This is a genomic window from Pseudomonas oryzihabitans, assembly GCF_014522265.1.
Lineage (GTDB): Bacteria > Pseudomonadota > Gammaproteobacteria > Pseudomonadales > Pseudomonadaceae > Chryseomonas > Chryseomonas aestiva.
Genome location: NZ_CP017024.1, coordinates 2,504,080 through 2,528,799 on the forward strand (window position 1 = coordinate 2,504,080; position 24,720 = coordinate 2,528,799).

The 24,720-nt window shown below is 63.4% G+C and carries 30 protein-coding genes; 5 read left to right on the forward strand and 25 right to left on the reverse strand.

The window, feature by feature from the left end:
• Positions 1–42: 42 nt before the first annotated feature.
• From BGI51_RS11550 to BGI51_RS11585, 8 genes are all read right to left on the reverse strand, one after another.
• The gene (locus tag BGI51_RS11550; RefSeq protein ID WP_187981222.1) at positions 43–633 is read right to left on the reverse strand and encodes a hypothetical protein; all 591 of its coding nucleotides are present in this window, start codon (positions 631–633) and stop codon (positions 43–45) included.
• Positions 634–658: 25 nt separating this feature from the next.
• Positions 659–3,376: a toprim domain-containing protein gene (locus BGI51_RS11555; protein ID WP_187981223.1), complete on the reverse strand. Its 2,718-nt coding sequence runs from the start codon at positions 3,374–3,376 to the stop codon at positions 659–661.
• A 2-nt stretch (positions 3,377–3,378) separates the two neighbouring features.
• Positions 3,379–3,597 carry a hypothetical protein gene (locus BGI51_RS11560; protein WP_115946732.1) on the reverse strand — a complete coding sequence of 73 codons (219 nt, stop codon included), beginning with the start codon at positions 3,595–3,597 and terminating at the stop codon, positions 3,379–3,381.
• Positions 3,597–3,839 (reverse strand): hypothetical protein, encoded by a 243-nt coding sequence (locus tag BGI51_RS11565; protein ID WP_187981224.1) that lies wholly within the window; start codon positions 3,837–3,839, stop codon positions 3,597–3,599. Before BGI51_RS11565 ends, BGI51_RS11560 begins: the two co-directional genes overlap by 1 nt.
• A 74-nt stretch (positions 3,840–3,913) precedes the next feature.
• On the reverse strand, positions 3,914–4,273 hold the full coding sequence (locus tag BGI51_RS11570) for a hypothetical protein (RefSeq protein ID WP_187981225.1): 360 nt from the start codon (positions 4,271–4,273) through the stop codon (positions 3,914–3,916).
• Positions 4,270–4,629, reverse strand: a complete 360-nt coding sequence (locus BGI51_RS11575) for a hypothetical protein (RefSeq protein WP_187981226.1) — start codon at positions 4,627–4,629, stop codon at positions 4,270–4,272. The genes BGI51_RS11570 and BGI51_RS11575 overlap by 4 nt, the downstream gene beginning before the upstream one ends.
• Before the next feature lie 105 nt (positions 4,630–4,734).
• Positions 4,735–5,217 (reverse strand): YmfL family putative regulatory protein, encoded by a 483-nt coding sequence (locus tag BGI51_RS11580; RefSeq protein WP_187981227.1) that lies wholly within the window; start codon positions 5,215–5,217, stop codon positions 4,735–4,737.
• A 29-nt stretch (positions 5,218–5,246) separates the two neighbouring features.
• Positions 5,247–5,465 carry a DNA-binding protein gene (locus BGI51_RS11585; protein ID WP_187981313.1) on the reverse strand — a complete coding sequence of 73 codons (219 nt, stop codon included), beginning with the start codon at positions 5,463–5,465 and terminating at the stop codon, positions 5,247–5,249.
• A 76-nt stretch (positions 5,466–5,541) separates the two neighbouring features.
• Between BGI51_RS11585 and BGI51_RS11590 the strand changes: the two genes are divergently transcribed.
• The 4 genes from BGI51_RS11590 (at position 5,542) to BGI51_RS11605 (ending at position 8,569) form a co-directional block, all read left to right on the forward strand.
• Complete coding sequence (locus tag BGI51_RS11590) at positions 5,542–5,895, forward strand: helix-turn-helix domain-containing protein (RefSeq protein WP_252977273.1); 354 nt, start codon at positions 5,542–5,544, stop codon at positions 5,893–5,895.
• A gap of 120 nt (positions 5,896–6,015) precedes the next feature.
• Positions 6,016–6,477, forward strand: coding sequence for a DUF2511 domain-containing protein (locus tag BGI51_RS11595; protein ID WP_187981228.1), 462 nt, complete (start codon positions 6,016–6,018; stop codon positions 6,475–6,477).
• Positions 6,478–6,860: 383 nt separating this feature from the next.
• Positions 6,861–7,289: a hypothetical protein gene (locus BGI51_RS11600; RefSeq protein ID WP_108582886.1), complete on the forward strand. Its 429-nt coding sequence runs from the start codon at positions 6,861–6,863 to the stop codon at positions 7,287–7,289.
• Entirely contained in the window at positions 7,286–8,569 is a 1,284-nt protein-coding gene (locus BGI51_RS11605) for a Y-family DNA polymerase (protein ID WP_187981229.1), read from the forward strand. The genes BGI51_RS11600 and BGI51_RS11605 overlap by 4 nt, the downstream gene beginning before the upstream one ends.
• Before the next feature lie 404 nt (positions 8,570–8,973).
• Here BGI51_RS11605 and BGI51_RS11610 read toward each other — a convergent pair whose 3' ends face one another.
• From BGI51_RS11610 to BGI51_RS11690, 17 genes are all read right to left on the reverse strand, one after another.
• Positions 8,974–9,771 carry a hypothetical protein gene (locus tag BGI51_RS11610; protein WP_187981230.1) on the reverse strand — a complete coding sequence of 266 codons (798 nt, stop codon included), beginning with the start codon at positions 9,769–9,771 and terminating at the stop codon, positions 8,974–8,976.
• Between the two features lie 194 nt (positions 9,772–9,965).
• Entirely contained in the window at positions 9,966–11,234 is a 1,269-nt protein-coding gene (locus tag BGI51_RS11615) for a phage late control D family protein (RefSeq protein WP_187981231.1), read from the reverse strand.
• Positions 11,231–11,674, reverse strand: a complete 444-nt coding sequence (locus tag BGI51_RS11620) for a phage tail protein (RefSeq protein WP_187981232.1) — start codon at positions 11,672–11,674, stop codon at positions 11,231–11,233. The genes BGI51_RS11615 and BGI51_RS11620 overlap by 4 nt, the downstream gene beginning before the upstream one ends.
• 5 nt (positions 11,675–11,679) lie before the next feature.
• Positions 11,680–14,094: a phage tail tape measure protein gene (locus tag BGI51_RS11625; RefSeq protein ID WP_437179443.1), complete on the reverse strand. Its 2,415-nt coding sequence runs from the start codon at positions 14,092–14,094 to the stop codon at positions 11,680–11,682.
• Positions 14,095–14,265: 171 nt separating this feature from the next.
• Positions 14,266–14,385, reverse strand: a complete 120-nt coding sequence (locus BGI51_RS11630; protein ID WP_017640277.1) for a GpE family phage tail protein — start codon at positions 14,383–14,385, stop codon at positions 14,266–14,268.
• 8 nt (positions 14,386–14,393) lie between these two features.
• On the reverse strand, positions 14,394–14,783 hold the full coding sequence (locus tag BGI51_RS11635) for a phage tail assembly protein (protein WP_187981233.1): 390 nt from the start codon (positions 14,781–14,783) through the stop codon (positions 14,394–14,396).
• A gap of 69 nt (positions 14,784–14,852) precedes the next feature.
• Positions 14,853–15,368: a phage major tail tube protein gene (locus tag BGI51_RS11640; RefSeq protein ID WP_187981234.1), complete on the reverse strand. Its 516-nt coding sequence runs from the start codon at positions 15,366–15,368 to the stop codon at positions 14,853–14,855.
• 48 nt (positions 15,369–15,416) lie between these two features.
• Positions 15,417–16,583, reverse strand: coding sequence for a phage tail sheath protein (locus BGI51_RS11645; RefSeq protein WP_187981235.1), 1,167 nt, complete (start codon positions 16,581–16,583; stop codon positions 15,417–15,419).
• A gap of 101 nt (positions 16,584–16,684) precedes the next feature.
• Positions 16,685–16,966 (reverse strand): phage tail protein, encoded by a 282-nt coding sequence (locus BGI51_RS11650; RefSeq protein ID WP_187981236.1) that lies wholly within the window; start codon positions 16,964–16,966, stop codon positions 16,685–16,687.
• A gap of 8 nt (positions 16,967–16,974) precedes the next feature.
• Positions 16,975–18,369, reverse strand: coding sequence for a phage tail-collar fiber domain-containing protein (locus tag BGI51_RS11655; RefSeq protein WP_187981237.1), 1,395 nt, complete (start codon positions 18,367–18,369; stop codon positions 16,975–16,977).
• A gap of 2 nt (positions 18,370–18,371) precedes the next feature.
• A complete protein-coding gene (locus BGI51_RS11660; protein ID WP_187981238.1) occupies positions 18,372–18,866 on the reverse strand; it encodes a DUF1353 domain-containing protein in 495 nt (164 codons plus the stop codon).
• The gene (locus BGI51_RS11665) at positions 18,863–19,423 is read right to left on the reverse strand and encodes a DUF4376 domain-containing protein (protein ID WP_187981239.1); all 561 of its coding nucleotides are present in this window, start codon (positions 19,421–19,423) and stop codon (positions 18,863–18,865) included. The genes BGI51_RS11660 and BGI51_RS11665 overlap by 4 nt, the downstream gene beginning before the upstream one ends.
• A gap of 262 nt (positions 19,424–19,685) precedes the next feature.
• Positions 19,686–21,002 (reverse strand): WD40/YVTN/BNR-like repeat-containing protein, encoded by a 1,317-nt coding sequence (locus BGI51_RS11670; protein WP_187978429.1) that lies wholly within the window; start codon positions 21,000–21,002, stop codon positions 19,686–19,688.
• Positions 20,995–21,630: a phage tail protein I gene (locus BGI51_RS11675; protein ID WP_187978430.1), complete on the reverse strand. Its 636-nt coding sequence runs from the start codon at positions 21,628–21,630 to the stop codon at positions 20,995–20,997. Before BGI51_RS11675 ends, BGI51_RS11670 begins: the two co-directional genes overlap by 8 nt.
• Positions 21,623–22,546, reverse strand: a complete 924-nt coding sequence (locus BGI51_RS11680; protein WP_187978431.1) for a baseplate assembly protein — start codon at positions 22,544–22,546, stop codon at positions 21,623–21,625. Before BGI51_RS11680 ends, BGI51_RS11675 begins: the two co-directional genes overlap by 8 nt.
• Entirely contained in the window at positions 22,546–22,887 is a 342-nt protein-coding gene (locus BGI51_RS11685) for a GPW/gp25 family protein (protein ID WP_187978432.1), read from the reverse strand. Before BGI51_RS11685 ends, BGI51_RS11680 begins: the two co-directional genes overlap by 1 nt.
• Complete coding sequence (locus BGI51_RS11690; RefSeq protein ID WP_187978433.1) at positions 22,884–23,477, reverse strand: phage baseplate assembly protein V; 594 nt, start codon at positions 23,475–23,477, stop codon at positions 22,884–22,886. The genes BGI51_RS11685 and BGI51_RS11690 overlap by 4 nt, the downstream gene beginning before the upstream one ends.
• 161 nt (positions 23,478–23,638) lie before the next feature.
• Here BGI51_RS11690 and BGI51_RS11695 point away from each other — a divergent pair, with 161 nt between their 5' ends.
• Positions 23,639–24,712 carry a hypothetical protein gene (locus tag BGI51_RS11695; protein ID WP_187978434.1) on the forward strand — a complete coding sequence of 358 codons (1,074 nt, stop codon included), beginning with the start codon at positions 23,639–23,641 and terminating at the stop codon, positions 24,710–24,712.
• Positions 24,713–24,720 lie beyond the last annotated feature (8 nt).

Sequence of the window (24,720 nt, forward strand, 5' to 3'; positions counted from 1 at the left end):
ACCTTCTCTCCTCGATCACGAACAGTTGGGCGCTCCCGGCCCTCAAGCTGCCTCCCGGTTGTAGTCGCGGCGGGCGGCGTCGTAGTGGCTGGGCAGGATCTCCTCCGCACCGTCGATCCAGCCAGCGCTGGGCTTGCCTGCGGCGACGTTGGCCAGGTGCTTGTCCTGGTCGATGCAGAAGCCCAGGCAGAAGTAGGCTGAGCCGTGCTGGGTGAAGAACAGGCCGCCGCTGAGCAGCAGGTTGCCGGTGTTCACGCCCAGGCGATCCCAGAACGCATGCACGTCGAGCGACGCCGGGCAGTGCTCCTGCCACAGCTGGACCAGACGCTGGTGCTCGACCTGGAGGGCTTCGCGCTCCGCCTTGGGCATGCCCTTGGCCGTCTTCGGCTTGACGCGCAGGCGACGGAAGCCCCACTGATCAGGTCGGCACCAGTGGACGTCCAGCTCCTGGCCTCCCTTGAGCTTTATGCCGCCGGGCATGACGTCGGTCGTGGAGCGCAGCAGGGCGACCTCACCGCGGAAAGCCTCGCCCAGACGATCAGCAGCGAGCCGCAGGGCTTGGCGCTGGTTGAAGCAGTCCTGGACGATGGCGACGACTGCAGGGTCTGTGGAGCGGTAGTGGTATTGCTGCATGGTGTCTCTCCTTGGGGGGGGCAGATCAGGGCTTGAAGTGCCAGCACTTCACGTTGGGTTCTTTCTTCTCGCTCAGGGGGTTGCGCAGCATTTCGCGGGTGCGAATCGCGCTGGACGTGGAAACGTTGATGCCCAGGAGCTTGTGCCGGCGGCAGTCGGGCAGCATGCGGCGCAGGGTGTTGAGGTCCGGGATCTTCTGCTTGAACTCAGCGGCCTTCTCAGCGAACTGGTTGAGGTTGATGGCGATGAGGTCGTCGGGCTTCTTGGCGTGATTGACCATGGCGTGGTCGCCGCGCGATTCCAGGTAGTCGTACACGGCCCAGAATTCGTCCAGCTCGGCTGGATCGGCGCTGATCGCGCTCTGGCGCTCCATGGCCATCTGCAGCAGCTGCTGATCACAGGCAGCCAGGTGGGTCTCGCTCAGCGGCAGGATCAGGGCCAGGCAGTCCACCAGGGCCAGGATCATGGCGTGGTTCTTCACCACCCGGGCCGAGCGCAGGGCGCTCATCTTGCGCAGCCGCTGACGGTGGTGCGGGTAGCGCTCGGCGAATAGGGCCATGACCTGGGGCTCGGCCTTGATGGCCTTGACCAGGAAGTGGCTCAGCTCCTCGATCTCCATCAGGTTGATGGCGTCCGCGGCCGCGCTGCTGGCCTCGGTGATCTTGGGCTTGGTGAAGTGCAGCTTCACGATCCGCGAGAGGATGGCTTCGTGGCCCGTCACCGGCGCGTTCTGGCTGATGACGATGGTCCCGCGGAAAGGCGGCTCGTAGGTTTCGTTGGTGTTGTTCTTGACGCCGCGGGTCCGCAGCAGACCGCCGCCGAAGAAGTCCTTCAGCTCGTCCCAGTCAAAGCTCTTGGTGTTGGCGGCATCGCTGTTGCGGTCGCCCTCGAGGAGCACGACCGGCATGCCGGCAACCTGGCCCATGGCGCGGCTGCGGCCAGAGGCCGAGCCCTTGGTCGGGTCGAAACCTTCGTAGTTTCGGCCGAACAGCTTCCAGATGAAGACCAGTAGGGTGGACTTGCCGGCGTCGGGCTCGCCAGTCACTTCCAGGAAGGGAAAGCTCTCGTATTGGCCGCGGATCTGCTCGGCGAACAGGGAGCCGAACCAGTAGGTGAGGGTGATCAGGCCCTTGGCACCGAAGCATAGCCAGAGCTTGGGCAACCAGTCTTCGCGGTAGCCGGTGCTATCGGGCTGCGCCTTGATCTTCAACAGCGACGGGGACTTCACCCGGCGCTTGCCCAGCTCGAAGTAGTCCTCGCTGTTGGCCTTGACCACGTTGCCGTTGTGGCAGGCGATGTCGTTGAAGATGTAGGCCTGGTGGTCCTTGCTGTAGCCCATGAAGTCGATGGTCTCGACGGTCTTCACGCCCTCGGTTTGGGTGATGACGATCTGGTCCAGGTGCTTCTGGGTGCCGAGCCAGGTGGCGCCGGCGTGCAAGAGCTTGGCCTTGAATTCACCGCTCGAGGCCATCTGCTTGGGCGTGAAGGCCAGCTTCTCGGCCGGGCCGTCGTGGGGCGGGTTGACGCGGAGGTAGTACCAGGCCTCACCGGTGGATTCGCTGATCTGCTTGTAGAGGGTCTCGAAGTTGCAGTTGGCCAGCAACTTGAGCGAGCAGACGTTCTCCAGGGCGCGGCGGCGGGCGCTGTTCTCGTTGAGCATCCGGTCCTCGGGCTCGTCGCTGTCCAGGATGGCGCGCTGCTCTTCGTCCAGCTTGCTGAGGTCGAACTTGGCCCAGTACATGCGGTTGCCGAAGTCGAAGTAGAACTCGCTGCTCGCTTCCTCGAAGCCGTAGATCCGCAGCGCCTTCTCCTTGGGGGAGTCGGCCAGCAGCAGGGTGCCTTGGTGGTGGGCGATCTCCAGGTCTCGCTCAATGCGGTCTTTGCGCTTGTCCTCTTTCTCGAACATCCAGCGCTGGTGCAGATCGTTCCAGTCGACCTTGCGGCCACCTGGTTGCGGAATCTGAGCGGCTTCCTGGTTGCGATAGCCGAGGTCCTTGGCCAGGCGTACCCACTTGCGGATGTTCTCCCTGGCGGTCGGCTCGTTATCCAGGGCCCAGACCAGTTTCGGCAGCTTGGGGCCGCGGGTACGGGCCAGCTCCTTGAGGGCTTCCTCAGGGAAGGGCGCGCTCGACATCATGGAGACGGCCGGGATGCCGTGATGCAGCAGGGCGATGGCGTCGAAGATCCCCTCGACGATCCACAGCTCCTGGACCAGCAGCAGGTCAACGGTCGGCGGCACCCAGAGCTTGCCCTTGTAGCTCCAGGCCGGCTTGAAGCGGGCTTTCTTGCTACCGAAGCGATTCGGGCGATCGATCAGCCGTTCCCAGTAGCCGCCGGCGGGCATTTCGAAGCGCACGGTGGCCGAGCCGATGTCGAGGTCGCGGTCCCAGTAGTTCTCCTGGGTGTACCAGCCTTTGATCAAGCCCAGATCGAAGCCGCGGGCGAACTGGAGGTAGCCATCGGCACTAGCGGCCGGGGCGTCGTTGGTGGGCTTGAAGCGCTCGGACCAGTCCTCGAACAGGTCGCTATAGAGCTCCTTGACGTGCCAGGTCTGGCCACACTTCGCCTCGCGGCCGCACTTCACCACCCAGGGATTGGCGTGGCTGGTGAAGAGCTCGGTCTTGTGGCACGCCGGGCAGGTGCCCTTGCGCATGTAGTCCGTGCCGTTGATGTGCCGCAGGCCGAGGTCAGCCTCGAGGCGCTGCAGCACGTCGGCGCGGAGCTGGTGATCCATTTGGTACATGCTCAGAACTCCGCCGCGCGGCCGGTACCGAGGTCGCGCACCAGGCGCAGGTCACCGCCCTCATGGCGTTCGGCGTCGGTGGCCAGGATGTTCAAGGCGCGGGCGAGCTCGCGCAGCTCGGCAGGGGTCCAGAAGTCTTCCTTGCCCAGGGCGCCGTCATTGGAAACGACCAGGGGCTGGCCGGCGTTGCGGTGAAGGGTGACATCGAGCTGGCGGCGCATCAGTTGGCCTCCTGGGTGGCGAGCTGAGCGCGGATCAAGCGGGCGGTCTGGTCGGCGGCGAGCTGGGAGGGGAAGCGGCGGAGGATGGCGGCGCGGCGGTTGGTGAGGTCCTCGATACGCACGTAGCGGGGCTCACCCCAGTGCTGCTGGACGGTGTAGTCGGCTCGGCCTTGAAGCCAGCGGGCGAAGGCTTCGGCGGCTTCGGCCGGCAGCTCGAGGTGGACGTTGAGGGTGTTCGGCATGATGTTTCTCGCTGCAAAAAGGCGCAGTTCACCCATACCCACGCAAGGCGGGCATGGATCAGGTATTCAGGGGCTTAGCGGGAGGCGTTCTGTCGCGTGCCGGGGTCTTCGTCGATCAGGGCGTCGAAGATCTCCACGACCGGAATGCAGTAGCGCAGGCCAGTGGCCGGGTTGACCAGGACAACGACGTCGCCGGTGCTGGCATCGATGTCCAGGAAGCGGTGGCCCTTGAGGGCTTCGAGTTGATCACTGGCACGAGCGACCAAGCGCTCGGCGGTGTGCTGGGGCACGCCCATCAGCTGCAGGTGCGCGGCGGCGGCATCCTGCAGGGCCTGGCTGCGGCCGAGGTGCTTTGCTTCGTGGTTGCGCAGGTAGGCCAGGGCAGCAGCCTGCATGGTGTCGAGGTAGTCGGCGGGGTGGTTGGTGGTGGTCACGATGCGATGTCCTCTCTGACGTGCTGCTGCTGGTCTTCCTCGATCTCGTCCTGGAGCAAACTCAGCTGCTCTTCGCGGATGACCAAGTTGTTCTCGTACACCTTCTGCGCCATGGCGTTGAGGTGGCTGGTGCTGGGTGGTAACTCGCAAGCCGGCGCATTCGGCAATCCACTTGGGCTGGCCAGGTGGGTCAGCTCGGTATGGGCGTAAAACGATGCGCTGCAGGGCGCGAAGTGACACTGGAATACCTGCTGTCGCAGGAACACGTGGGCAAACCAGCTGGTCCGGCAGACCAGGGGCGCACCGCAGAAGCAGCACCAGAACTGCCCCTTCTTCTGTTTCTTGAACAAAGCCATCTATCTTCCCTGCCGCCTGTGGCGGCTCCGGCCTGGCCGGTTTCTGGCGCTCCGCGCCGACTACGTGCCCGCTGTCCTAGCAGGCTTTCAGGGTTCGCCGTCAGGCTAGTGTTTTGGGCCCGTTGCCTTGGCCGCGTGCAGCGTGATCACCGCCCAGACCTCTTCCTCGCGTGCCGCCATATGCCGGCGATGCGCGCCGAGGATCTGCTCGATCTCCTTCGCATCAATGACGCCGTCCTCGAGCGCCTGGCCGATGATCTGGTCCACCAGGCCACGCTTGACGGCGGTCTTCACCGAGCGGGCGTAGAGGTCCAGGTTGTCCAGGTCGCCGATCTCGGCCTGGCGCACGAAAAAGCCGCCGTACTGATAGGCCAGGTAGTCCACCAGGTGGGTGGTGCCGGTCTCCTGCTCGAGCAGCAGGATCTGGGCGTCACTCAGCGGGCGGCAGCCGGCGGTCTCGTAGGCGTGGTTATCGAATTTTTTGAGCGGCAGGCCGAGGCGGGCTGCGGCGCATTCGCGACCACCGGGATATGCACAGATCACGGCACTGATGACCTGGCGGCGGGTTTCTAGGGCAGGGCGTTTCATCTTCCAGTATCTCCCTGGGCCAGCTGGCCCTACAGTTGCGCCGCATTGGCAGTCGGGATCTCGCCCTGCTTGATACCGAGTAGAACTGCCGCACGGTGCGACTCGCCCCGGCGACCTTTCTTGCGGCCGTTGAGCAGGTCGCTGACCAGATTTTTATTTAGCGAATGGGTACGGCAGAACTCGGCTAGGGATATGCCCGCTCGGTCCAGCTTGGCGCGGGCTTGCTCAGGGGTAAGAGGGGCGGGCATAGTGTTCATCTGTGTTCAATCGTGTTCATTCGATGCTGATTATGCACCCGAGCGGACGCATGTCAAAGGAATTTGTGTGCAAGCGCGTGCATTAGGCGACAGATTGCGCCAAGAAAGAGACCGCCTGCAGTTGACGCAGGATGAATTAGGTCAACTGGGCGGCGTGAATCGAAACTCGCAAGGAAAGTACGAGAAGGGAGAACGGAATCCTGATTCCGTATACCTGGAGGCCGTCGCTGCAGCAGGCGTCGACGTGCTTTACGTGCTGACCGGGAAGCGCCAGCCTTTGGAAGAAGTTGCCCTTGCTCCAGATGAGCAGGAAGTCGTCACCTACTACAGGGGAATGTCCGACGTCAGCAAAGATGCTGTTCGCCGAATGACCTTCGCCCTCGCCGCTCAGGACGGCGCACTGGACTCCGGCAAGGCGTAAGCCCTGTCGGCCCCGGCCATGGGGGCCGGGAAGCACGGATTCCACAAGGAGCAGTTCCATGACCCATCACCATCGCTCGCTCGCGAGCTGCCTCCCTGCCTCCTTTTCAGGAGGTGTCGCATGGCGCTGACGCCCTGTAAGACCTGTAGCCACCAGGTGGCGCCGACGGCCAAGGTTTGCCCTGGTTGCGGGGTCAAGAACCCAGGTATCCGTCTGAAGCACTACTTCTACGGCCTGGCGTTCATCACGGTCGCGGGTTGGTTTTTCATCAAGGTTCTGGGTGCGCCGTCCACAGCAGATCGCGAGAAGATCACGGCAGAAGAGTACGGCCAGGAATGGCCCTTTACCGTGCCTGCCGTGCTACTGGATTGCGAGCCACCGGCTTATACCGTCGTGCTCGTTGGCGACACCACCTACGCCGTCAATGGCTCGGCACGATCCAAGGCAGCGAAGATGGGCTGGCATGATCTGACCGAGATCTGGCGCGACGATCCAAAATCGGTTGGCACTGGCACGACTTGGAAAGTCCCGATACCTACTGAGATGATCCAGCGAGCGCTTGCCCGCTGCCCTAAGCCCTGATCTACAAGCCCGGCCTCTACGCCGGGCTTTTCGTATTAAGTAACCCTTAAGGGTTGGCGACCTACGTCACAAAATGTACTGTATACAAATACAGTAATGTGAGGGGCATGCAACCATGGAGCAGGTGAGTTACACCCAGGCTGAGCCGCGACAACGTCGAGAAGACGCTGTGCGCCTGGTGGAAGTCGAGCGAGAAATGCTTGATGCCTTCCGTCACCTTTCCAGCGCCGATCAGGGGCGCATCCTGCTGTTGACGCGCAGCCTGCGCTGGGCTGCCGGTCCCTTACCTCCCCGCCCGTAGACACCACTCGTCGCTTCGTCTGTTGACCTCTCTCTAAAGCCAGCACCTATACTGTTTAAATGTACAGTATCAGGGTGCCATCATGGACGCTTTCAAGACACGGGGTCGCAGACTCGCGCAGCTCGCGCTCTCCCAGGCGCGGTTGAAGATCACCGGCTTCCAGAGCCCGGCCGAGGATCACGCGCAGCTGCCACTCTCGATCGATGAGGCGATTGGCTGGGGCGCACCCAACCTCTGGCTCTGGTTGGTGAACAGCGAGGCCCTCGCGGGGCTGAGCATCCATCAGGGTGACGTCCTGGTCGTGGACCGTGCCGGCGATGTCGAGCCCGGGCGAGCGGTGATCGTGGTGGCCGACTGTGAGCACCGGCTCTGCACGGTGCTGACCACCCAGGAGCGGCAGCAGCTGCTAGCGACGATAGGGCGTGATGGCCACCCGCGGCCTCTGGACTTGATCGGCGAAGTGGAGCTCTGGGGCGTGGTGGACTTCCTGATGCGAGACCTTCGGCCATGAGCGTCTACGCGTTGATCGACTGCAACTCCTTCTACTGCAGCTGCGAGCGGCTGTTCCGGCCAGAGCTGAACGGGCGGCCGGTGGTGGTGCTGTCGAACAACGATGGATGTGTGATCGCCCGAAGCCGCGAAGCCAAAGCCCTGGGCATCGGCATGGGCGTGCCGTACTTCCAGAATCGGGCCTTCCTGCGCCAGCACAACGTTGCTGTCTTCAGCTCCAATTACGAACTCTATGCTGACGTCTCGAATCGAGTGATGCGGACCATCCAAGGCATGGTGCCGGACCTGGAGGTGTACTCCATCGACGAATGCTGGGCGGATCTCACTGGTATGCCGGGCGACCTCGACGCGCTCGGCCGGGAGATCCAGGCGCGGGTTCGGCGCTGGGTCGGCATCCCGGTCGGCGTGGGAATCTCGACGACCAAGACACTGGCCAAGCTGGCCCAGTGGGCCGGCAAGACCTGGCGCGCGACGGGAGGGGTAGTGGACCTCACCGACTCGCTTCGGCAGGGGCGCCTGCTGCCGCTGGCACCAGCGGGTGATGTGTGGGGCGTGGGCCGCAAGCTGACCACTCGGCTGCAGGGGCTCGGGATCACCACGGCCGAGGAGCTGGCCCGGGCCGACCTACGGATGCTGCGCAAGGAGTTCTCCCGCGTCCTGGAGCGGACGGCGCGAGAGCTACGCGGCGAGCAGTGGATGCGCCTGCATGAAGCACCGCCGCTGAAGAAGGAGATCATCAGCTCGCGGATGTTCGGCCACCGGGTGTACCGCCTCGAAGCGCTACGCGAGGCGATGGCCACCTATGTGACCCGGGCTGCCGAGAAGCTGCGCGAGCAGGGGTCGCTGTGCTCCACGCTGCTGGTGAGCATTCAGACAGGCCAGCACGAACCCGAGGAGCGCCGCTACTACCGCAGCATCGGTATCCAGTTGGCGCACCCGACTGATGACACGCGCACTCTGGTGCAGGCCGCGCTGGCCGGACTGGACCCGATCTATCGCGAGGGCTACGCCTACTCGAAGTGCGCGGTGGTGCTGGGCAGCATCGTCCAGACGGACGAATTCACCCCGGATCTCTTCGCCCCGGCCGGGCAGGGACGACCCAGCGAGCTGATGCAGGTGGTGGACCGGATCAACGCGCGGTACGGGCGGGCGGCGCTGCACGTAGGGCGGGTTCCCGCCGATCCGGGCTGGCAGATGCGGCGGGAGCTATTGTCGCGGGGGTATACGACGCGGTGGGGGAGTTACCGCGGGCGGGGTAAATTTTATTTAACCCGATATTAACGACTGCCCAGTTAAGCAGCCGGTGCCAATATAAGCTGTTGAATGTCGTCGATACGAGCTAAGCATCTTAGCTTGTGATCCTCGACATCTTCGGCACAGAATCCCGAGTTCAACTGATAATCTGCATCGCATCTTCTTTCGTGAAGCGTGCGCAGGGAAATTCCAAGCTTGCGGATCATCCTACGGCGATCCATATCCTTCCCAAGGTCTTGAGAAAGCAGCTCCCGCAATTTCGCGTGAGAAGGTCCTGGTATGGCGCTTGGGGAGGGGTGTAGTTGTTTTCAGCGAAATCGTAAGCGTAGTGATAGAGGCTGTAGTACATCCGAGATATCGCGTTGCGATACTTTATCTCAGTGTCCGCGTCCTCACATAGACGAACAGCTTCCTGCTGGATTTCGTTAAGATTAACTGACAATTTCGAACTCCTTTCGATTGTCTTCAGCCGGAAACCTGCGGAAGCTAAAAGAAAGCTTTTCCCAGGACTCTATATTTAGATCTTCAGCGATAAAATCATGTAGCTCTTCATTCATTTCGAACAAAGTTTTACCGTCCGCGTTTACAGCGAACATTGCATGCAAGATGCCCTGCCCACCGAAATTACCTTGCCTGTGAGTAAAGGACATCAATGCAAGATTACGTCGCTTTGCAATTTCCTCGACCTTGGCTGAAACGGCCTGAAGATCTTTACTGGAGATCTTTAGGCGCTCTGCTATATCGGCATACTGGAGAGCGGCGTTCATGTAGGGCAACTCCTCAAATGGAACTTCAGGCAGCTTGTCCTTGCACTCGTATACTACATCCGGAAGGAGTTCTATTCTTCCGGTAAGTAGTATCAAGTTAAGCAGGTATCCAATGGCTGCGAGGGAGCGCGGAGAAAGTTTGACAGCTTTGTAAAAGTAGTCAACGGATTCTCCATAATGCAAAAATTTCTTTAGAGAGACGCCATAATTACAATGGACTTGTGAGTTGTGAGGCGCTGCTGCAATAGACTGCCTATGTGCCTTATTGCATGCCGCCTCGTTTTCAGAGATTGCGTATAAAATACCTTCCAGCATCAAGCCTGATACAAGGTTGATCGCTTTAATCTCGGAGATTTCACGCTCAAAAGCTTTAATTTCGAATTGAGTGATTGGCTCACTACGCTCAACTGTTGCTACTAGTCTGTCATGTAAACTACTAGCTTTCGTTTTGAGCTGTACCATCAAACCTCCGGTCGGCTTCCGTTGCCTGGTATTGACTGTCTGTGTGCCTTTGTGATATGGCGAGCGACAGATATAACATAGTTTAGGTGACTAAAGGTTCATTGTCATTAACTGTGCTGATATACAGCCTGTCGGCCGACCAAGCGTATCTATAGGACTTATCCATGTAGCGGTCGTTCTCCGGAAAGCTTTAATCAGCGTTCGGATTGCAGGGTTTTCGCCCATTCCCGCTCCACAGCTCGCTTCGCCGTCGCCTTGGTGGCGTACAGGTGCCGCAGCCGCCGCGGCTTGCTCTGGTCGCCCTCGGTGAGTGTGTGCTCCTTGCCGGTCTTGGGGTCGCGGTAGTAGGCGATGATCCCGGTGTAGTCGCCTTGGATCTCGTCGACCAGGTCGGCGACCAGGTCCTCCGGCAGCTTGGCTTCGAGCTCCAGGCGTGTGGTGTAGCCGCCGTCCGCCGTGAGGCTGTGCTGCACGTTGCCCCCGTACCAGATGATGGCGTCGATCTCGGCCTTCATGCCCTGCAGGGTGTAGGTGAGCTCGGGCACGAGCTCAGGCCGGCCCAGGGCGAGCTGGTAGGTGAGGGTGGCGGTACCGCGCTGCAGGCGGTTCCACTCGGCCCGGGCGGCGCGCAGCGCGGAGAGCTCGTCAGTGTAGGTGTGGCGTAGGTCTTTCACGTTCTCGCCGCCGCCGGCGATGGCCTCCTTCTTTTTCGCGCTGTTGACGTCGTAGTAGAAGGCGCGGACGGCGTCGTAGCTCTCGCGGTCGGCCTGCAGGTAGCTGTGTTGGTCGCCGTCCTTGCGGGTGAGGGTGACGTGGCCCAGATCGGCACCGCTGACCGACTTGCCACCGCCGGCCGGGAGGAACAGCAGCCGGCCCGCTTTCACGGTGGCCACCGCGTCATAGTCCTCGCCCAGGCGAGTCAGCAGGTTGGCGTCCGATTCGCCCGTCTGATCCAGCTGCAGGACCTGCTGCGCCTCGAGGTCGGGCGCGATGAGCGGGGCGAGGCCCTGGCGCGCGGCCAGGACGCGCAGCACGGCGCCCAGGGTGGTGGCGCTGTAGCTCTGGTCCCGTTTGGTCTTGAGGCCCTTGCGCAGGTCGGCGCTGCGGGCGTGGATGCTCAGCACGTCGGGAGCGCCGCTGTGCTCCGTCTCGTCGACGATGTAGCTGCCCTTGTCGATCAGTCCGGTGGTGGACCAGCCCAGCCAGAGGCGAATCTTGGCGCCCCGGGGCGGGATGGCCAGCAGGCCGTCGTGGTCGGACAGCACCAGGCTCAGCTGGTCGGCCTCGAGGCCGCGGTTGTCCGTCAGGTCCAGGCTGATCAGCCGCGGCGCGATGAGGGCGCTGATGTCCTTGCCGTCGACCAGGATCTGGTAGCGCGCCTGGGCATAGGTAGCGCCCTGCACCAGGTCGCGGCCGAGGGTGCGCAGCTGGCCAGTGGCGGTGTCGAGCAGCTCCTGGATCACAGCAGTTTCCTCAGCAGAGTGCCCATGCCGGCCATGCTGGCGCCGAGCAGCTCGCGTCCTGTGTCGTCGTCAACGCGCTTCAGGGCGATGCTGAACTCGATGCGGCGCGGGGTGCCGTCCGAGAAGAAGAGCGTCTTGGTCTCGGTGATGCTCTCGATGACCCAGAGCCCGTAGATCCGCCCGCTGCCCTCGATCAGCGGCCAGGCGCCGCCGGTACCGGCCATGTAGCGCAGCACGTCCAGGCTGCTGGGCGTGCCGGCGAGCTCCGGGGCGAGCCAGCCGGGCAGGGTGATGCTGTCGTCGCCCTTGCCCAAGAACTGGCGCGCCGGCGCGGCGCCCACGCGGGAGCTGCTGGCGTGGCGGTAGTCGGTCTGCCGCTGCAGCTCCTGGTAGGCGAGGGTATAGAGGCTGAAGATGAAATTGCCGAGGGCCATCATCATGGTGGTCAGGTCCTGTCCTTGAGGCTACTGCGGCCGCGGGCGGCCTTCTGGCTCTCGATGCGGGCCAGGACGGCCTGGACCTCGCGGGCGATTGCCTGGGCGTCCATACCGGCACCAGCGTTGATGGTGATGTTGTAGACGTCACCGCCCGCCGGGGCAGCAGGGGCTGCAGCGGACATCGCGGGTCGGTCGTCGAAGGTGATGCCGTTGGCCAGCGCGGGCGTGGCGGCGGTACCGATCCCCAGGGCGACCGCGCCGGCGCTGGCGATGCGCTTAGCGGTGTCGGCGATCTGGGCCAACGGACTACCCTCCCCCTTGCCCAGGCCGATGGCCAGGCCCTGCATGGTGAACTCGCCCAAGGAGGCGAAGACGCGGGACGGCGAGTGGATGTCCAGCTTCTCCTTGAAGAAGTTGATCGCGCTCTCGCCGGCGCCCATGACGGCGTTTTTCACCGCGCCCAGGCCGCTGGTGATGCCGTTGACCAGGCCCTGCATCATCATGCCGCCGAGTTCGGTGAATTTGGCCGGGAGCTCGAAGCCGAAGTAGTTCATCACCGCCGCGAAGGCCCGGTAGAAGAGGCCGATCGGCGAGAAGTCCAGGATCAGCTTAGCGATTCCGGTAATACCACCACTGGCCCCCAGCTTCATCTCCTCCCAGATCCCTTTAAACCACGGCGCAATGGTGCTCCAGTTGGCGTAGAGCAGGGTACCCGCGGTGACCAGGCCGAAGATGACGGCGGCGATGGGGTTGGCCATCACGACGGCGCCGAGCAGCCGGAAGCCTGCGGCCACCAGGGGCAGGGCGCCCTTGCCGAGGTTGAACAGCAGGCCGATCAGGTTCGGCAGGCGGATACCGACCTGGGCGAGCATGAAGCGCAGCGCCAGGAAGGGACCCAGCACGCCAGCCAGCCCCAGGGCAACGGTGCCGAAGGCGATCGACACGGCTGAAAGCACCGCGGCCACCTTGACCAGGTTGCCGGCTAGAGTGGGATTGGCCTCGGCCCAGGCGCCCGTGGCGGAGGCAGCATCGGTCAGCCAGGTGATGATTTCCTTGAGCTGGGGCGCGACTGACGCCCCGAACTGAGCTTGAGCGTTGGTGAAGCTACCGGTCGCGGCATCCCAGAGGTTGGTCACAGTCTTGAGCTGCTCGTTGACGCGCATCTGCAGGTCCGCCTGGGCCTTCATCTTGCCCTGGACTTCCTGGTAGCCGGCCAGGCCCTTGGACATCATGGTGTTGAGCGCGGTCAGGGTCTCGGAGTCGTCACCGAAGACCTGTTTCAGCACGCCCAGGCGGGTCTCGGTGTTGAGGCCCTTGAGCTTGTCCAGCTGAGCGTAGAGCTTCTCCATGCCGCCGAATTCGCCCTTGCCGTCGGTGAAGTCCAGCTTGATGCCCTTGTCCTTGAGGCCCTTGTTGGCCTTGCCGACCTTGTCCGTATCCATGCCCATCTGAAAGATCTTGCGCAGGGCGTTGCCCGCAGCGCCGCCCTCCATGCCGGTCTGGTCGAGCTGGATCAGCAGAGGGGCCAGGGCGTTGGCCGCCTCGAGACCTTCCTTCTTGATGATGTCCAGCGCCGGACTGATCTTGCTGAAGCCCTCGAGCATGTTGTTGGAGTCGACGCCCAGGTAGAAGCCGCGCTGGATGGTATCCATCAGGCCCATGAGGTCCTTCTCGCTGGTGCGGGTGGCGTCCTGCATCTTGGACGCGAACTCCGCGGCCTCGGTAACTGGCATCTTGAGTTGGACGCCCAGGTAGGCCGAGGCCTCGCCCATGCCGCCGAGGATGGTCTTGGCCGACATCCCCTGGCGCACCAGCATGGTCATCATTTCCTGGAATTCGGCGGTGGTACCGGGTAGGCGATCGCCCAGGCGCGTGGCCAGGTCGGAGATCTGCTTGAAGGATTCAGGGACCGAGCCGTCGCTCAGCATCAGCGAGGCGCGCAGCTGGGTGGCGGCGTCCTCGGCCGGGGCGAAGGCCTTGATCATGCCCAGTACCGGGCCGCCGATCGCGGCGCCGGTGGCAGCCGAGCTAGCGCCGGCCATGGCGGCGTTGCCGGCGAGCTCCTGGCCGCGCTTGAGCTTGCCGCGGGCGCTGGCCAGCTTCTCCTGGGTGCGATTGAGGCGCTCGAGCTTGCCCCGCTGAGTGTCGATCGCCGCATTGGCGCTGGTGATCTGCGCCTGCAGCCGCGACTGGGCGCCGCCGAGGTCGCGGGTATCCACGCCACTGGCGCGCATGATCGGCAGCAGGCGCTGCAGCTCAGTGCGCTGGGCGGTGTGCTTGGCCTGCAGCTTGTCGACGGCAGCGGCCGCGTTGGCGAAGGTCTTCTGGAAGGCAGCGGACGGGGCGTCCATCGCCTTGAGCTGCTCGCGGTAGGACCGCAGCTTCTCCTGACCCTTGGCCAGGGCCTCGGCGCTCAGGCGCACGGCCTCGCGCTGGCGCTGGTAGGCGCTGATGTCTTGCTGCTGCTGGTTGAGCTCCTTGACCCGGTCCCGGGCAGCCTTGAGCGCCCGGGCGGTCGCGTTGCCGCCCCGGCGATGCGTTTGAGCGGGGCCGTGACCTTGTCCAGGGCGGACAGGAGGACGCGGATCTGCAGGTCATTGGCCATCGGGGGAGACTCGCTTGCGGGCGCGTTCGCGCCAGTCCATCAGTTCGGAAACGCTCAACTGGTCGAGCTGAGCGGGGTGCCAGTGGAAGGTGATGGCGAGATCCGCCATCGCATCCTCTACGTGGCGGGGAAGAGATCCGCCTTCATGGACTTCTTGAGCAAAAAACTGGCGACGACACTCCCGGCGTCGACCAGGTCGGCGGGATCCATGGCGCGGACCTCGGCCTCGGTGAGGGTCGGGGTGCTGATACGCGGGATCACGCGGACGATGGCGTTGACGTCCATCTGCAGCAGGTCGGACAGGGTGATGCCGCGCAGGGCGCCGGCGTTGGGCTTGCGCAGGGCAATCTGGGCGATGGTGGTCGCGCCGCGGACGATGGGCTGGTCCAGGACGACTACGTTTTCCGGTACCGGCTGCGGCGCGTTGTGGCTGTGGCTGCCGGCCTGGTCGAGGCTGATGGGGTGGGTGTGGTCGCCTGCAGGAACGGCGTTGGTGGTGTCGCTCATGGTGGTACTCCAGGTAATAGGCTTGGGAGATCAGGTGGCCCGCCGAAGCGGGCTGGAAAAGGGGAGGGATCAGATGCCGAGCGAGGCGCGCTGCTTGGCCAGGCGGTCTTCACCGCCGACGTTCTCGATGAAGTTGAGGAGGTCGATCTCGATCACGGTCTCGCCGTCCACGATCAGCTTGTAGTAGCTGCCGGCGGTGGTGATCTTGTGCTCGGTGTCCTCGCCGGCGCTGGCTTCACCCATCTCGATGGATTCGTGGCGGCCGCGGACGACGATCTCGACGGCGGTCTCTTCGCCGGTGTCGTCCTGCTGGTAGCTGCCGGTGAAGCGCAGGGGCACGGCTGCGGCGCCCACGGCTCCGAATTGCTTGAGGACGGTGAGGTCCAGGCCGCCGAGGGTCCATTCCAGCTGGATACCGTCGTCGGACATACCCAGGTCAGCCTTGACGGGGCCGTTCATGCCGGCGCCGCGGAAGGCTTCCATCTTGCGGCCGAGGGTCGGCAGGGTGACGGACTTGGCGACGCCCAGGTAGGAGTGGCCGTCGTTGAAAAGCATCATGTTCTTGAGTTTGCGGGGCATGGCCATGGGGGCAGCTCTCCAGAGGGCGCCCGTAGGGGCGCCGGGTGATCAGGATCAGGCGTTTACGCGGGTCGCGAAGTCGGCTAGGTAGCGGTCGGTGATGCGCTGGCGCAGGGTCATGTCTTCCAGCGGCGGGACGGGGGTGTAGTCGTAGTCGAGCCACAACTTGCCGGCCTTGAGGGTGCTGGAAGCGTTGGCGTCGGCGTCGTACCAGCACTCGCCGCCCAGCAGGTAGCCCTGGCGGGTCAGCTCGCGGAACTTGGCGTTGATGCCCTCGACGATGTCGCGCACCAGGCTGGGGTGCATCGGGCGATCCACGGCCCAGAAATGCGCCTCGGCCATGGTGTCTGCCAGCACCTGGGCGGTGCGGGTGTAGTTCTCGAAAGTGAAGAGCGCGTCGTCGCTGCAGGTGCGCGAGCCCCAGAAGCGGTAGCCCTCGTGGTTGATCAGCGTGGTGATCTGGTTGCCGTTGAGGTAGTCGCTGTCGGTGGCGGTGTTCTGCAGGTCCCAGAAGACATCCTTGGAAACGCCGGTGACGCCGGCCACAGCGACGTTGGACAGGGTCTTGTGCCAGCCCGTCTCCTGGTCGATCTGGGCACGCAGGCCCAGGGCGCGTGCGGTGGCGGCCGCGGTGACGGTCTTGTTGTCGGTGGTGGACCAGGCCAGGAAGTCAGGCCAGTGGAGCATCAGCTCGCGGGCGCTGAACTGGGTGCGGTAGGCGACGGCCTCTTCCTTGGTAGCGCAGCCATAGCAGCTGGCGTAGACGAAGGCGCGCAGCTGCTTGGCGATCGGCAGCAGGGCGGTGGTCACGGCCTGGGTGTCGAGCCCGGGAATGCCCAGGATGCGCGGCGTCACGCCGAGCTTGGCCTTGGCTGCGAGCAGGGCCTTCATGCCGGTGTATCTGCCGGCGACCACGCCGCCGATCAGGTTGGATTGCAGCTCCGCCGCGCTAGCGCCGTCTGCAACCCGGACCACGACCACGACGGGCTTGGACTGGTCGGCGATCGCCTGCAGCGAGGGGGCCAGGGTGCCCTTGGTGCCGGCCTTGCCGACAGCGGCCTGGACGTTGGTCAGCAGGACGGGCGTATCGAGCGGAAAGCTAGCGGCATCGGCATCGCTGCCGGTGCAAACCATGCCGATGACGGCCGTGGAAACGGTGGAAATGGAGCGGGTGCCTTGATTGATCTCGAGGACACGCACGCCGTGATGGAAGTCAGCCATGGAGGGTAAGCCTGCGCAGGTGGGTAGGTGACGCTGCACAGGCTGGCGGATCCGCGCGCGCGGGTCGCGGGGCGGGGTTTGTAGCGGGCGCCGCTACACAATCAGGCGGCGGTGATGAGGCTCGCCACGTCCGGGTTGGCGGCGAGGAAGGTCTTGAGCTTGTCGACCGGATCTTCAGCGTCGAAGGCCTTGGGTCGGTTGACCAGACGCCAGGTGGTGCCGTCCCAGCGCGGCCACTGGCTGTCCTCCCAGGTGGCGGGCGGCGGCGTTTCCACGCAGCGCGCCGGCAGGTGGTAGACGCCGGGCTCGAGCGGGGACTCATCGGCGGAGGTCTGGCCCTGGTAGAAGCCGGCCTGGTCGGTTTGATAGACGATTTTGTCCATGGGTTGCCTCAGTACTTGATGATGGCCAGCAGCGCGATATTGCGCGGGCGCGCCTCGCTGCCGCCGCTTGGGTCAATGGTGACGACGTGGGTGTGGTCGCCGTTGGTGGTGGTGTTGTAGTTGGTGTCGCGGTCGGTGAAGTTGTTGCCGCCGGACAGGCCGCTGCTGCTGGTCTCGGCAGTATCGGTGTTGGTGTAGACGTGGGAATGCGCGCCGGCCTGGGCCGTCTTGCCGGTGTGGGTGTGCTCCAGGTTCTGGCTCAACTGGCCGGTACCCATGCCGCGGCCTTTATCGATCCCGCGGCCGTCGTCCAGGCACCGGATGAATTCGCCGCGCAGATCCGGCAGGTTGAAGGTGGTGAAGCCATCACCCGCGCCGTGATAGGTGCCCAGGGCGGCGAATAGCTCGGCGTAGGCGGTACGCGAGATCGCCGCGCCGTTGGCCTTGAACCAGCCGGCCGGGGCGGTCGTGCCGGCGAAGTAGCCGACCGTGCCTGCCGGTACCCGGGCGATCAGGGCGTCCACCTCGGTCTTGCTGTAGAGCTCCAGATTGGCCCGAGCCTTGGCCTTGTCCGGTACGTCGGCCAGGTTCTGGGTCTTCATCAGCGGATCAAAGAAGGTGCCGAGCGGGTCGTTCTGGGCGAGGACTATCTTGGTGCCGGCGGCGTAGCTGCTGGTGAGCTTGAGCGCGGTGCTGCTGGTCGCGGTCCATTCCTCGCCGGCGCGCAGCCGGGTACCGGCCACATAGACCGCCAGGCCCACGGTGGTGGTCTTGGCCAGGTTGACCACGGTCTGATTGGCGGCCAGCGTCTGGACCTCCTCGATCGAGCGCACCACCACGTTGGTTTCAGTAGGATCTTCCCAGCCGTATTCGCCGGGGCCGTTGCCCCACTTGGCCAGCACCTGACGCACGGTCCCGCCAGGAATGATCAAGGCCTTGGCGAAGGTGTTGAGCACCCAGGTGTGGCTGGCCACCGCCAGATTCGGGTCCACCTGCAGGTTGATCACCGAGGCATTCGAGGCCAGGAATTGCACGCGCAGCACGGCGTCCGAATAGGCGCCCTCGCCGGGCAGCGGCTTGTAGGTGTCTGGCAGGTTGCCGACCACGAACAGGCTGCCCTGGTCGTCGAAGAGACCGACCTCACGCAGGGTGAAGCCGCCGGTCGCAGCCGGGATCACGATCTCGGCGATGAAGCCGCGAGGCTCGTCAGGGTCCTGGTAGACGCGGTTAATGGTGGTGCGATAGCGCTCGCGCACCAGCTGGGTCATGCCCTCAGCCGGGGTCACCAGGTTGCCATTGCCATCGCCCACGGCGGCCTGGGTCAGGTTGATGGCGACGCCGGCAGCCTCGGCCTGGGCCAGGCGCTTGAGCCCGTAGGCAGTGTGTATCGTGTGGAAGTCCATAATCAGCCCTTGCTGCCGGTGTGGTAATGACTGGCCCCGCCGAGGCGTGGCCCGATCCAGAAAATGAAGGCCCGCCAGCGCGCTTCGCCCTCAGCCCGACAGGCGCGGTACAGCACCGCGTCCGCCGCAGCCCGGGGCAACTGGCCGGTGCGGTAGAGGAAGTCGTGGACGAAGGCGGCCAGCACGGCGTAGCCAGCCAGGACGGCGTAGATGCCGGTGGCAGCGATGCTGGTCCACAGCAGCGGATCCGCGAAGGCCTGCAGGGGCAGCAGCAGGGCACAGACCGCGCCGGCGGCCCAGGCCAGGGCGGCCAGGATCAGGGCCCAGCGCGCGACCTCACGTAGAAAGAGGATCGACGCCAGGTCGCTGCGCTCGCCCACGGGAACGACGATCCGGCCATAGACGGGGTCGACGAAGACCAGCGGCTCGACCAGCTCCCAGGTCCAGCGGTCCACCTGGCGCATGGCCGGGCGGTTCTCGAAGTAGCCCTTGCTCATACCGGCCACCACTTGTCCGCGGCGAAGTCCTGGGGGATGGGCGCCATCGCCTTGAGGTCGCTGCCAGCCTGCACCAGTGCGCTCTTGCGGGCCGTGGCGGCCTGGCCCAGGGCGAGGGCTGTCTGGGCATCCATCGGCACGCGGGTATTGTCGGCGGCGATCCAGAAGAAGTCCTTGGCTGCGTCCGCCCAGCGCAGCTCGCCGGCCTTAGCGCCGTTGATGATGGCTGCGAGTGCGTTGTTCATGGCGCCCAGGATGTTTTCCCGGTCGCCAGCCTCGCGGGTCTGGTAGTGCTTGCCCTGGAACTCGAAGCCCAGCTCGACGCGACGATCCCGCTCGGCGTCGACCTGGTCAGCGGTGACCACTGGCAGCGGCTGCTCAGGCACCTTGTCGGCGGCGATCCAGCCCTGACCGTTCCAGACGGCCACCTGGCCAGCCTTGAGCTTGGGCGGTGGGGTCGGCGTGCTGCGCTCGGGGATGCCCGCCATAGGGTCGGCCTGGATGTATCCAGCCAGGACGCCATCGGCGCCCCATTGGTAAAGGGTGATGGTGTCCATGGTCATTTGGCCTTGATGAAGTTGGCGAAGGGCGCCGGTTGGGTAGCGGCCTTGGGGACCTTGAAAAGGGTTTTCACGTCGTACGACGGATTGCACCTCACAACGTCGCCACTACTGCCGCCGAATGCGATCCAGCCATATTGGCCGTCAGTCACTACGAAGTTCGGCCACGTTGTCTGCGCGCCGGGCCCGGTGCTGGCTCCGAATACCGTTCCAGAGAAAATAGCCGCTGCTCCAGCAGCCGAAATGCCGACGGTCAGCCTTAGATTGGAGCCGGTGTAACACATGAACCAGCAGAGGCCGCGGTCGTCGGTATCCCAGCCGTAGGGGGCTGGCTGGCGGAATACTGGCCGACTGACGACCAGGTAAGGCCATCAATGGAAACCGCGTAGTAGCTGTACTGGTTGCTGCTGTTCCAGCACACGGCCACGAATACGCCGTTTCCATAGGTCACGATTGTCTGGCCGTTATATGCAGCCAGTAGCGAGATTTGCGTCCAGGTCTCGCCATTGTCGGTCGAGCGCAATCCTATGCCGTTGCTTTGCGCGGACATGATCCACAGGCCGTTTCGATTGGTCGAAAGCTTGAACGGCGCGTAAGGGAGGGCGATCCGCGTCCAGGTCAGACCGTTATCCTTCGACTTGAGGATAAAACTCTGATTCGACGGGGAGCAGGCGATCCAAGTCCCCTTTCTGTCACAGACGATGCTGGTGCATTGGCCGACAATGCCCGCCGCAGACGTGATCGACGTCCAGGTAAGGCCGTTATCCACGCTGCGCAGGAATCCATTACTGCCAACGGTGATCCAGACCCCAGCCTTGTCGGTATCTATCCCCTGGGCTTGGCCGTCCGTGATGGACAAAATCTTGGTGAAGCTGGCGCCGCCGTCCGCGCTCCGCATGATTCCCTGAGACGACGTCGATACGGCGGCGCAAATTACGCCGTCCTTGCCCAAGGCCACACTGAGAATGCCTTGCACAACTCCGCCGGTCTTGGGCCAGGCCCCATTACCGGTTGCGTCAGCGTCCAGCAAGCCAAGCTTCTGGAACAGGTCGGGGTAGCTGGCCTGCAGATAGTTTGCCCCGTCGGGAATCCATGTTGCGTCCGGGGCACCGCGGACGGTCGTCAGGACGTCGCCGATTGCGGGCTTCCAGTAGGTGCCAACCAGCGCTTCTGCCCAGCCCTTCGTGGCCGCGTGGAGCGGATCGGTCGGCGCACCTGCCAGCTTGAGCGCGCCGGTCATGGTGCCGCCGCCCTTGGCGAGCTTGGCGGTATCCAGGTCAGTGATGGCCTTCGCGTTGTCGGCGATTCCCTTCGCCTGGTTGGTCAAGGCAGCATCGACCGTGACCGTACCGAACCCAATCAGCTTCGCGCCGCCGGTGCCCTTGAGGGTGTCGGCCGTAGAGCTGGCCGCGGCGATCGCAGCCGCAAGACGGGAGACGACGCTTGGCAGCGTCTCCACCTTCTTGCCGTCGACGGTGATGTAGTAGCCCGCGGCGTTGCCGTTGGCGAAGTCGGCGATACGCGCCTCATTCCCCCGGAAGCGAGTGATTACCTCGGGTAGGGTCAAGTCAGCCATTTTTCAGTTCCAGCGCCTGGACCAGGTCCACGTTGGTGAGTTGGTGCAGCCCGGATTCAGCCAGGACGAAGCCAGGCTCCAGGGCGGCGTATTGGGTGTCGGAGGGGCGGACCGTCAGCTCGAAGCCGGCCGCGGTGACGGCGCCACGGTAGGCGCGGGTCTTGGTGGCGACGCGGAGCTCGATGGTGTCCAGGTGCGAGCGCAGGTTCTTGGCTGCCTCGACGACGGGCATGAAGCGCAGCGCGCTGCTGTTGGGCACGCCGATCTGGTCGACGTCGATCAGCAGGCGGAAGGTGCCGGGCTTGCCCGGCGGATCCTGCTGGTACCACTCCTGGACGCGGATCGGGAAACCCAGGGCGGCCAGGGCGTCCTTGATGGCGCCGAAGGTGCCCTTGGTGCGGTGGACCTGGATGCTCGCGCGGATGGTCTGGCGCTTCTGGTTCTCGCTCCACAGCGGATCCCAGGCGTCGACGGATAGGGCCCAGGCGAGCCAGGGCAGCTGCTCGGCCGGGGCGGTATTCGGGTCCCAGACCGACCGGGTGGGTACCGGCACGTCGCTGATGGCGCTACCGGTTTCGGCCAGGCGCCGCTCCAGGTCCGTGCTGTTGGGTGGCAGCAGCTCAGACATTGGTGGCCCCTGCCACGGTCAGGGTGACGCCGGTCAAGTTGCTGGCTTCGCCATTGCCCAGCACCAGGCTGGCGGCGGGCTTGGTGAGCTTGACCGCCTGGACGCCGGACTGGTGCAGGGCCTTGTAAAGGCCGGACAGGGCGACGTCATAGCCGATCTTTTTCACGCTGGCGGCATAGTCCTCGACCGCCTTGTAGGCGGCGGCGACCACGACATCGGAATCCGGACCGTCGTAGAGGGTGAGCTCGGCGTTGACCTGGTAGTCCACGATGTTGGCCGACAGCACGGTCACCTTGTCGGTGAGCGGCCGGACTTTCTCGGCGTTGAGGGCTGCGGTGACCTTGGCCAGCAGCTCGGGCGAGGCCAGGCCGGTGCCCAGGCGCGAGAGCACGTAGATGGTCACCTGGGTCGGCGCGGGGCTGATGGCCTGGACGTCGCGGACGTTGCCATCGGCGGACAGGCCGTGGAACACGTAGCTGCCCTGGCTGCCGGCGGTGGTGTAGCCCTCGGGCGACAGCTGGATCCGCGCGCGGAAGTCGTCGTCGGATTCGTAGACGGCAGCGGTGGGCGGCACGGCGTTGGGATTGGCGGCCTTGAGCAGCAGGCGGGTCACGCTGAAATTGGCGCCCAGCTGGTCCAGGTCGGTGCCCACGGCGAAGGCGAGCATCACGCCGCGGGTGGCATCGTTGACCCGCTGGCGGAGCACCAACTCGCGATAGGCGTTCTCCTGGAGCAGTTTGTTGACCGGATCCGACTCCAGGGCCAGGCGCTCGCGGATCGCCGCGCGCTCGGCCGCGGGGTAGAGGCTGATGAGGCGCTCCTTGCGGGTGGTGAGCAGGGTCTCGAAGTCCAGGGTCTCGACGATAGTCGGGGCCGGCAGCTGGCTGAGGTCGATGGGGCTGAAGGTGTCGACCATTACAGGCCTCCCAGGGTGAGCGGTGCGCGCAGGCTGACGGCGGCGTCGTTGACGGTGCTGTAGCCCTCGAGGTCAACGAAGGCCTGGCCCGGGGCGTCGCCCAGGCTGATGCCGATGTAGGTGAGGTTGAGGCGGGGCTCCCAGCGCAGCAGGGCAGTCACGGCGGTGGCCTTGGCCTGCAGGGCGAGGGCGGGATTGAGCGGCTGGTCGAGCAGGCTGAACAGGTCGCAGCCGTAGGCGCGGCGCATGGTCCGCGTGCCGATCGGCGTGGTGAGGATGTCGGCCACCGACTGCTGCAGGTGCTCGAGCTCGGTGACGGTCAGGCCAGTGGATCGGTTCATGCCGTGGGCGCTCCGGTCTTGCCGCTGCCGGTCTGCACGCCGCCGTGCGGATGCTTGACCAGGCTGATGCCGGCGGCGACCACGTCCACGCTGACGGTCACCTTGCCGGTGACGGTCTGGTTGCCGGTCTGGGTGTAGTCGCCCTGGTGGTTGATCGGGCCGACGATGTTGATGCCGCCGGTGCTGGTCAGATCGGTGACGCCACCCTCGGGCAGGACGGCCCGCAGGCGATGGGCTTCGCTGTCGTACTCGACGACGGCGCCGTCTGGGTAGGTGCGGCGGTGCAGGCCGGCGCGATCGCCGTTGGCAGGGATGAGGGCGCTGAACAGGCCGGTAATGGCGATGCCCTGGGCGGTCTGGCCGCTGGGGCTGAAAACAACAACCTGCTCGCCTACGGTGGGCGGATCCCAGTCGCGCGTAGTGCCAGCACGCAGGGCGGCCCAGGGCAACCAGCCAGTCAGCAGGTCGCCGCTCTGAACCCGAACCCGGGCAGGGCGTTTGTCTTGGAGGCTGCCATGGTCGACCTCGGCAACGGTGCCGAGGCGGATCAGGTTCTCGATGAGGCGGGAGAGGGCGGCGATGTCGGTCATGCCGCGGAGGATGGCCGTACCTGCTGAATGTAGCAGCTGCCGATATTTGTATGAGTAAGAGCTACAAGACAGGCTACGATATTGCTGATGCTAGGCCTAGATCAGCGCTAGGTGAGAATTTTTAGATGTTAGCCTGGATGCAAACATAAAGAGCTTAATGTATGGATAAATTTTTACCTCTACTAAACTTAATAGGGACGTTATTTTTGACGGCTATTATTAATAGGTTTATTTCTTCATTTCGCATTCGTCAGTTGTATTTATCTTGTGATGATTGCATGTCATGCTATGAGAAAGAGGTTTCAGGGTGCACGCTCACGCTAACCATAGTGAATAAAGGGAAAGACAAAGAGGAGAAAGTAAAAATACGGTTTCCTTCGGTTAATGTAATTCAGGTTATCTCTGTTTCCGCAGGAGGTGTAACAGCGGAGGGGAATGAAATTTTCGTTGATCGAGTCTTGCCAGATGAAACTGTTAAGATGGTGGTGTACGTTGACGATTTTGACTTCAAAAAGAAGGCGTCTAGGCCAAGCATAAAGTCTTCTGACGCTAATGGAAAAGTATTTAATAAGAGAGGCAGTATTCCTCCGAGTGTGGGGCCGACTGTCCGATTTTTGTCATTCTGTTTGGCTTTATTCATACTTGCTTTTTATCTAGGTTATACCGGGCGCGATCCTTTTTCTATTTACTATGGCGTAAGGTATTCTTATTTAACCGATGCTGGAGTGAATTTTAAATTTTATACCGACAATGCTCTTGTATCGGAGGGGACTAAGAGTTCCCCGACCTTAGAGCTACTCCCAGCTAGGCGTGAAGGATCGAAAATTATTTTCCCACTTAGCATAAGGAATCCTTTCAAAACACCTATCTACGCAAATCTGTCTGGCACAGAGTCGACGTCGGATTTCTGGGAAAGACGTGAACAGCTTAAAAGAAAGGGGGGTAATCCTGATACAGATCCTGAAATTTTGATGTTTAGGAGAAGAATTTGGCTGAGCGATTGGGAAAGTGCAATAGGAAAAGTTGAGAAGAAAATTGAGCCCGGCCAGACGGCCATTCTAAGTTTGGAAAGAGTTGCAACGCCTGACGCGGAATTGAAAAATCTCAAGATCGACCTGAGAGTCGATGGTGAAGACAATAAAGGAAAGGTGTTCAAGGATCATTATACTTATGTTCCGGCTGATTCTCCTAGTGCGAGGAATATAGTGGACATGATAAAAGCGACAGGGAACTAATTGCATTC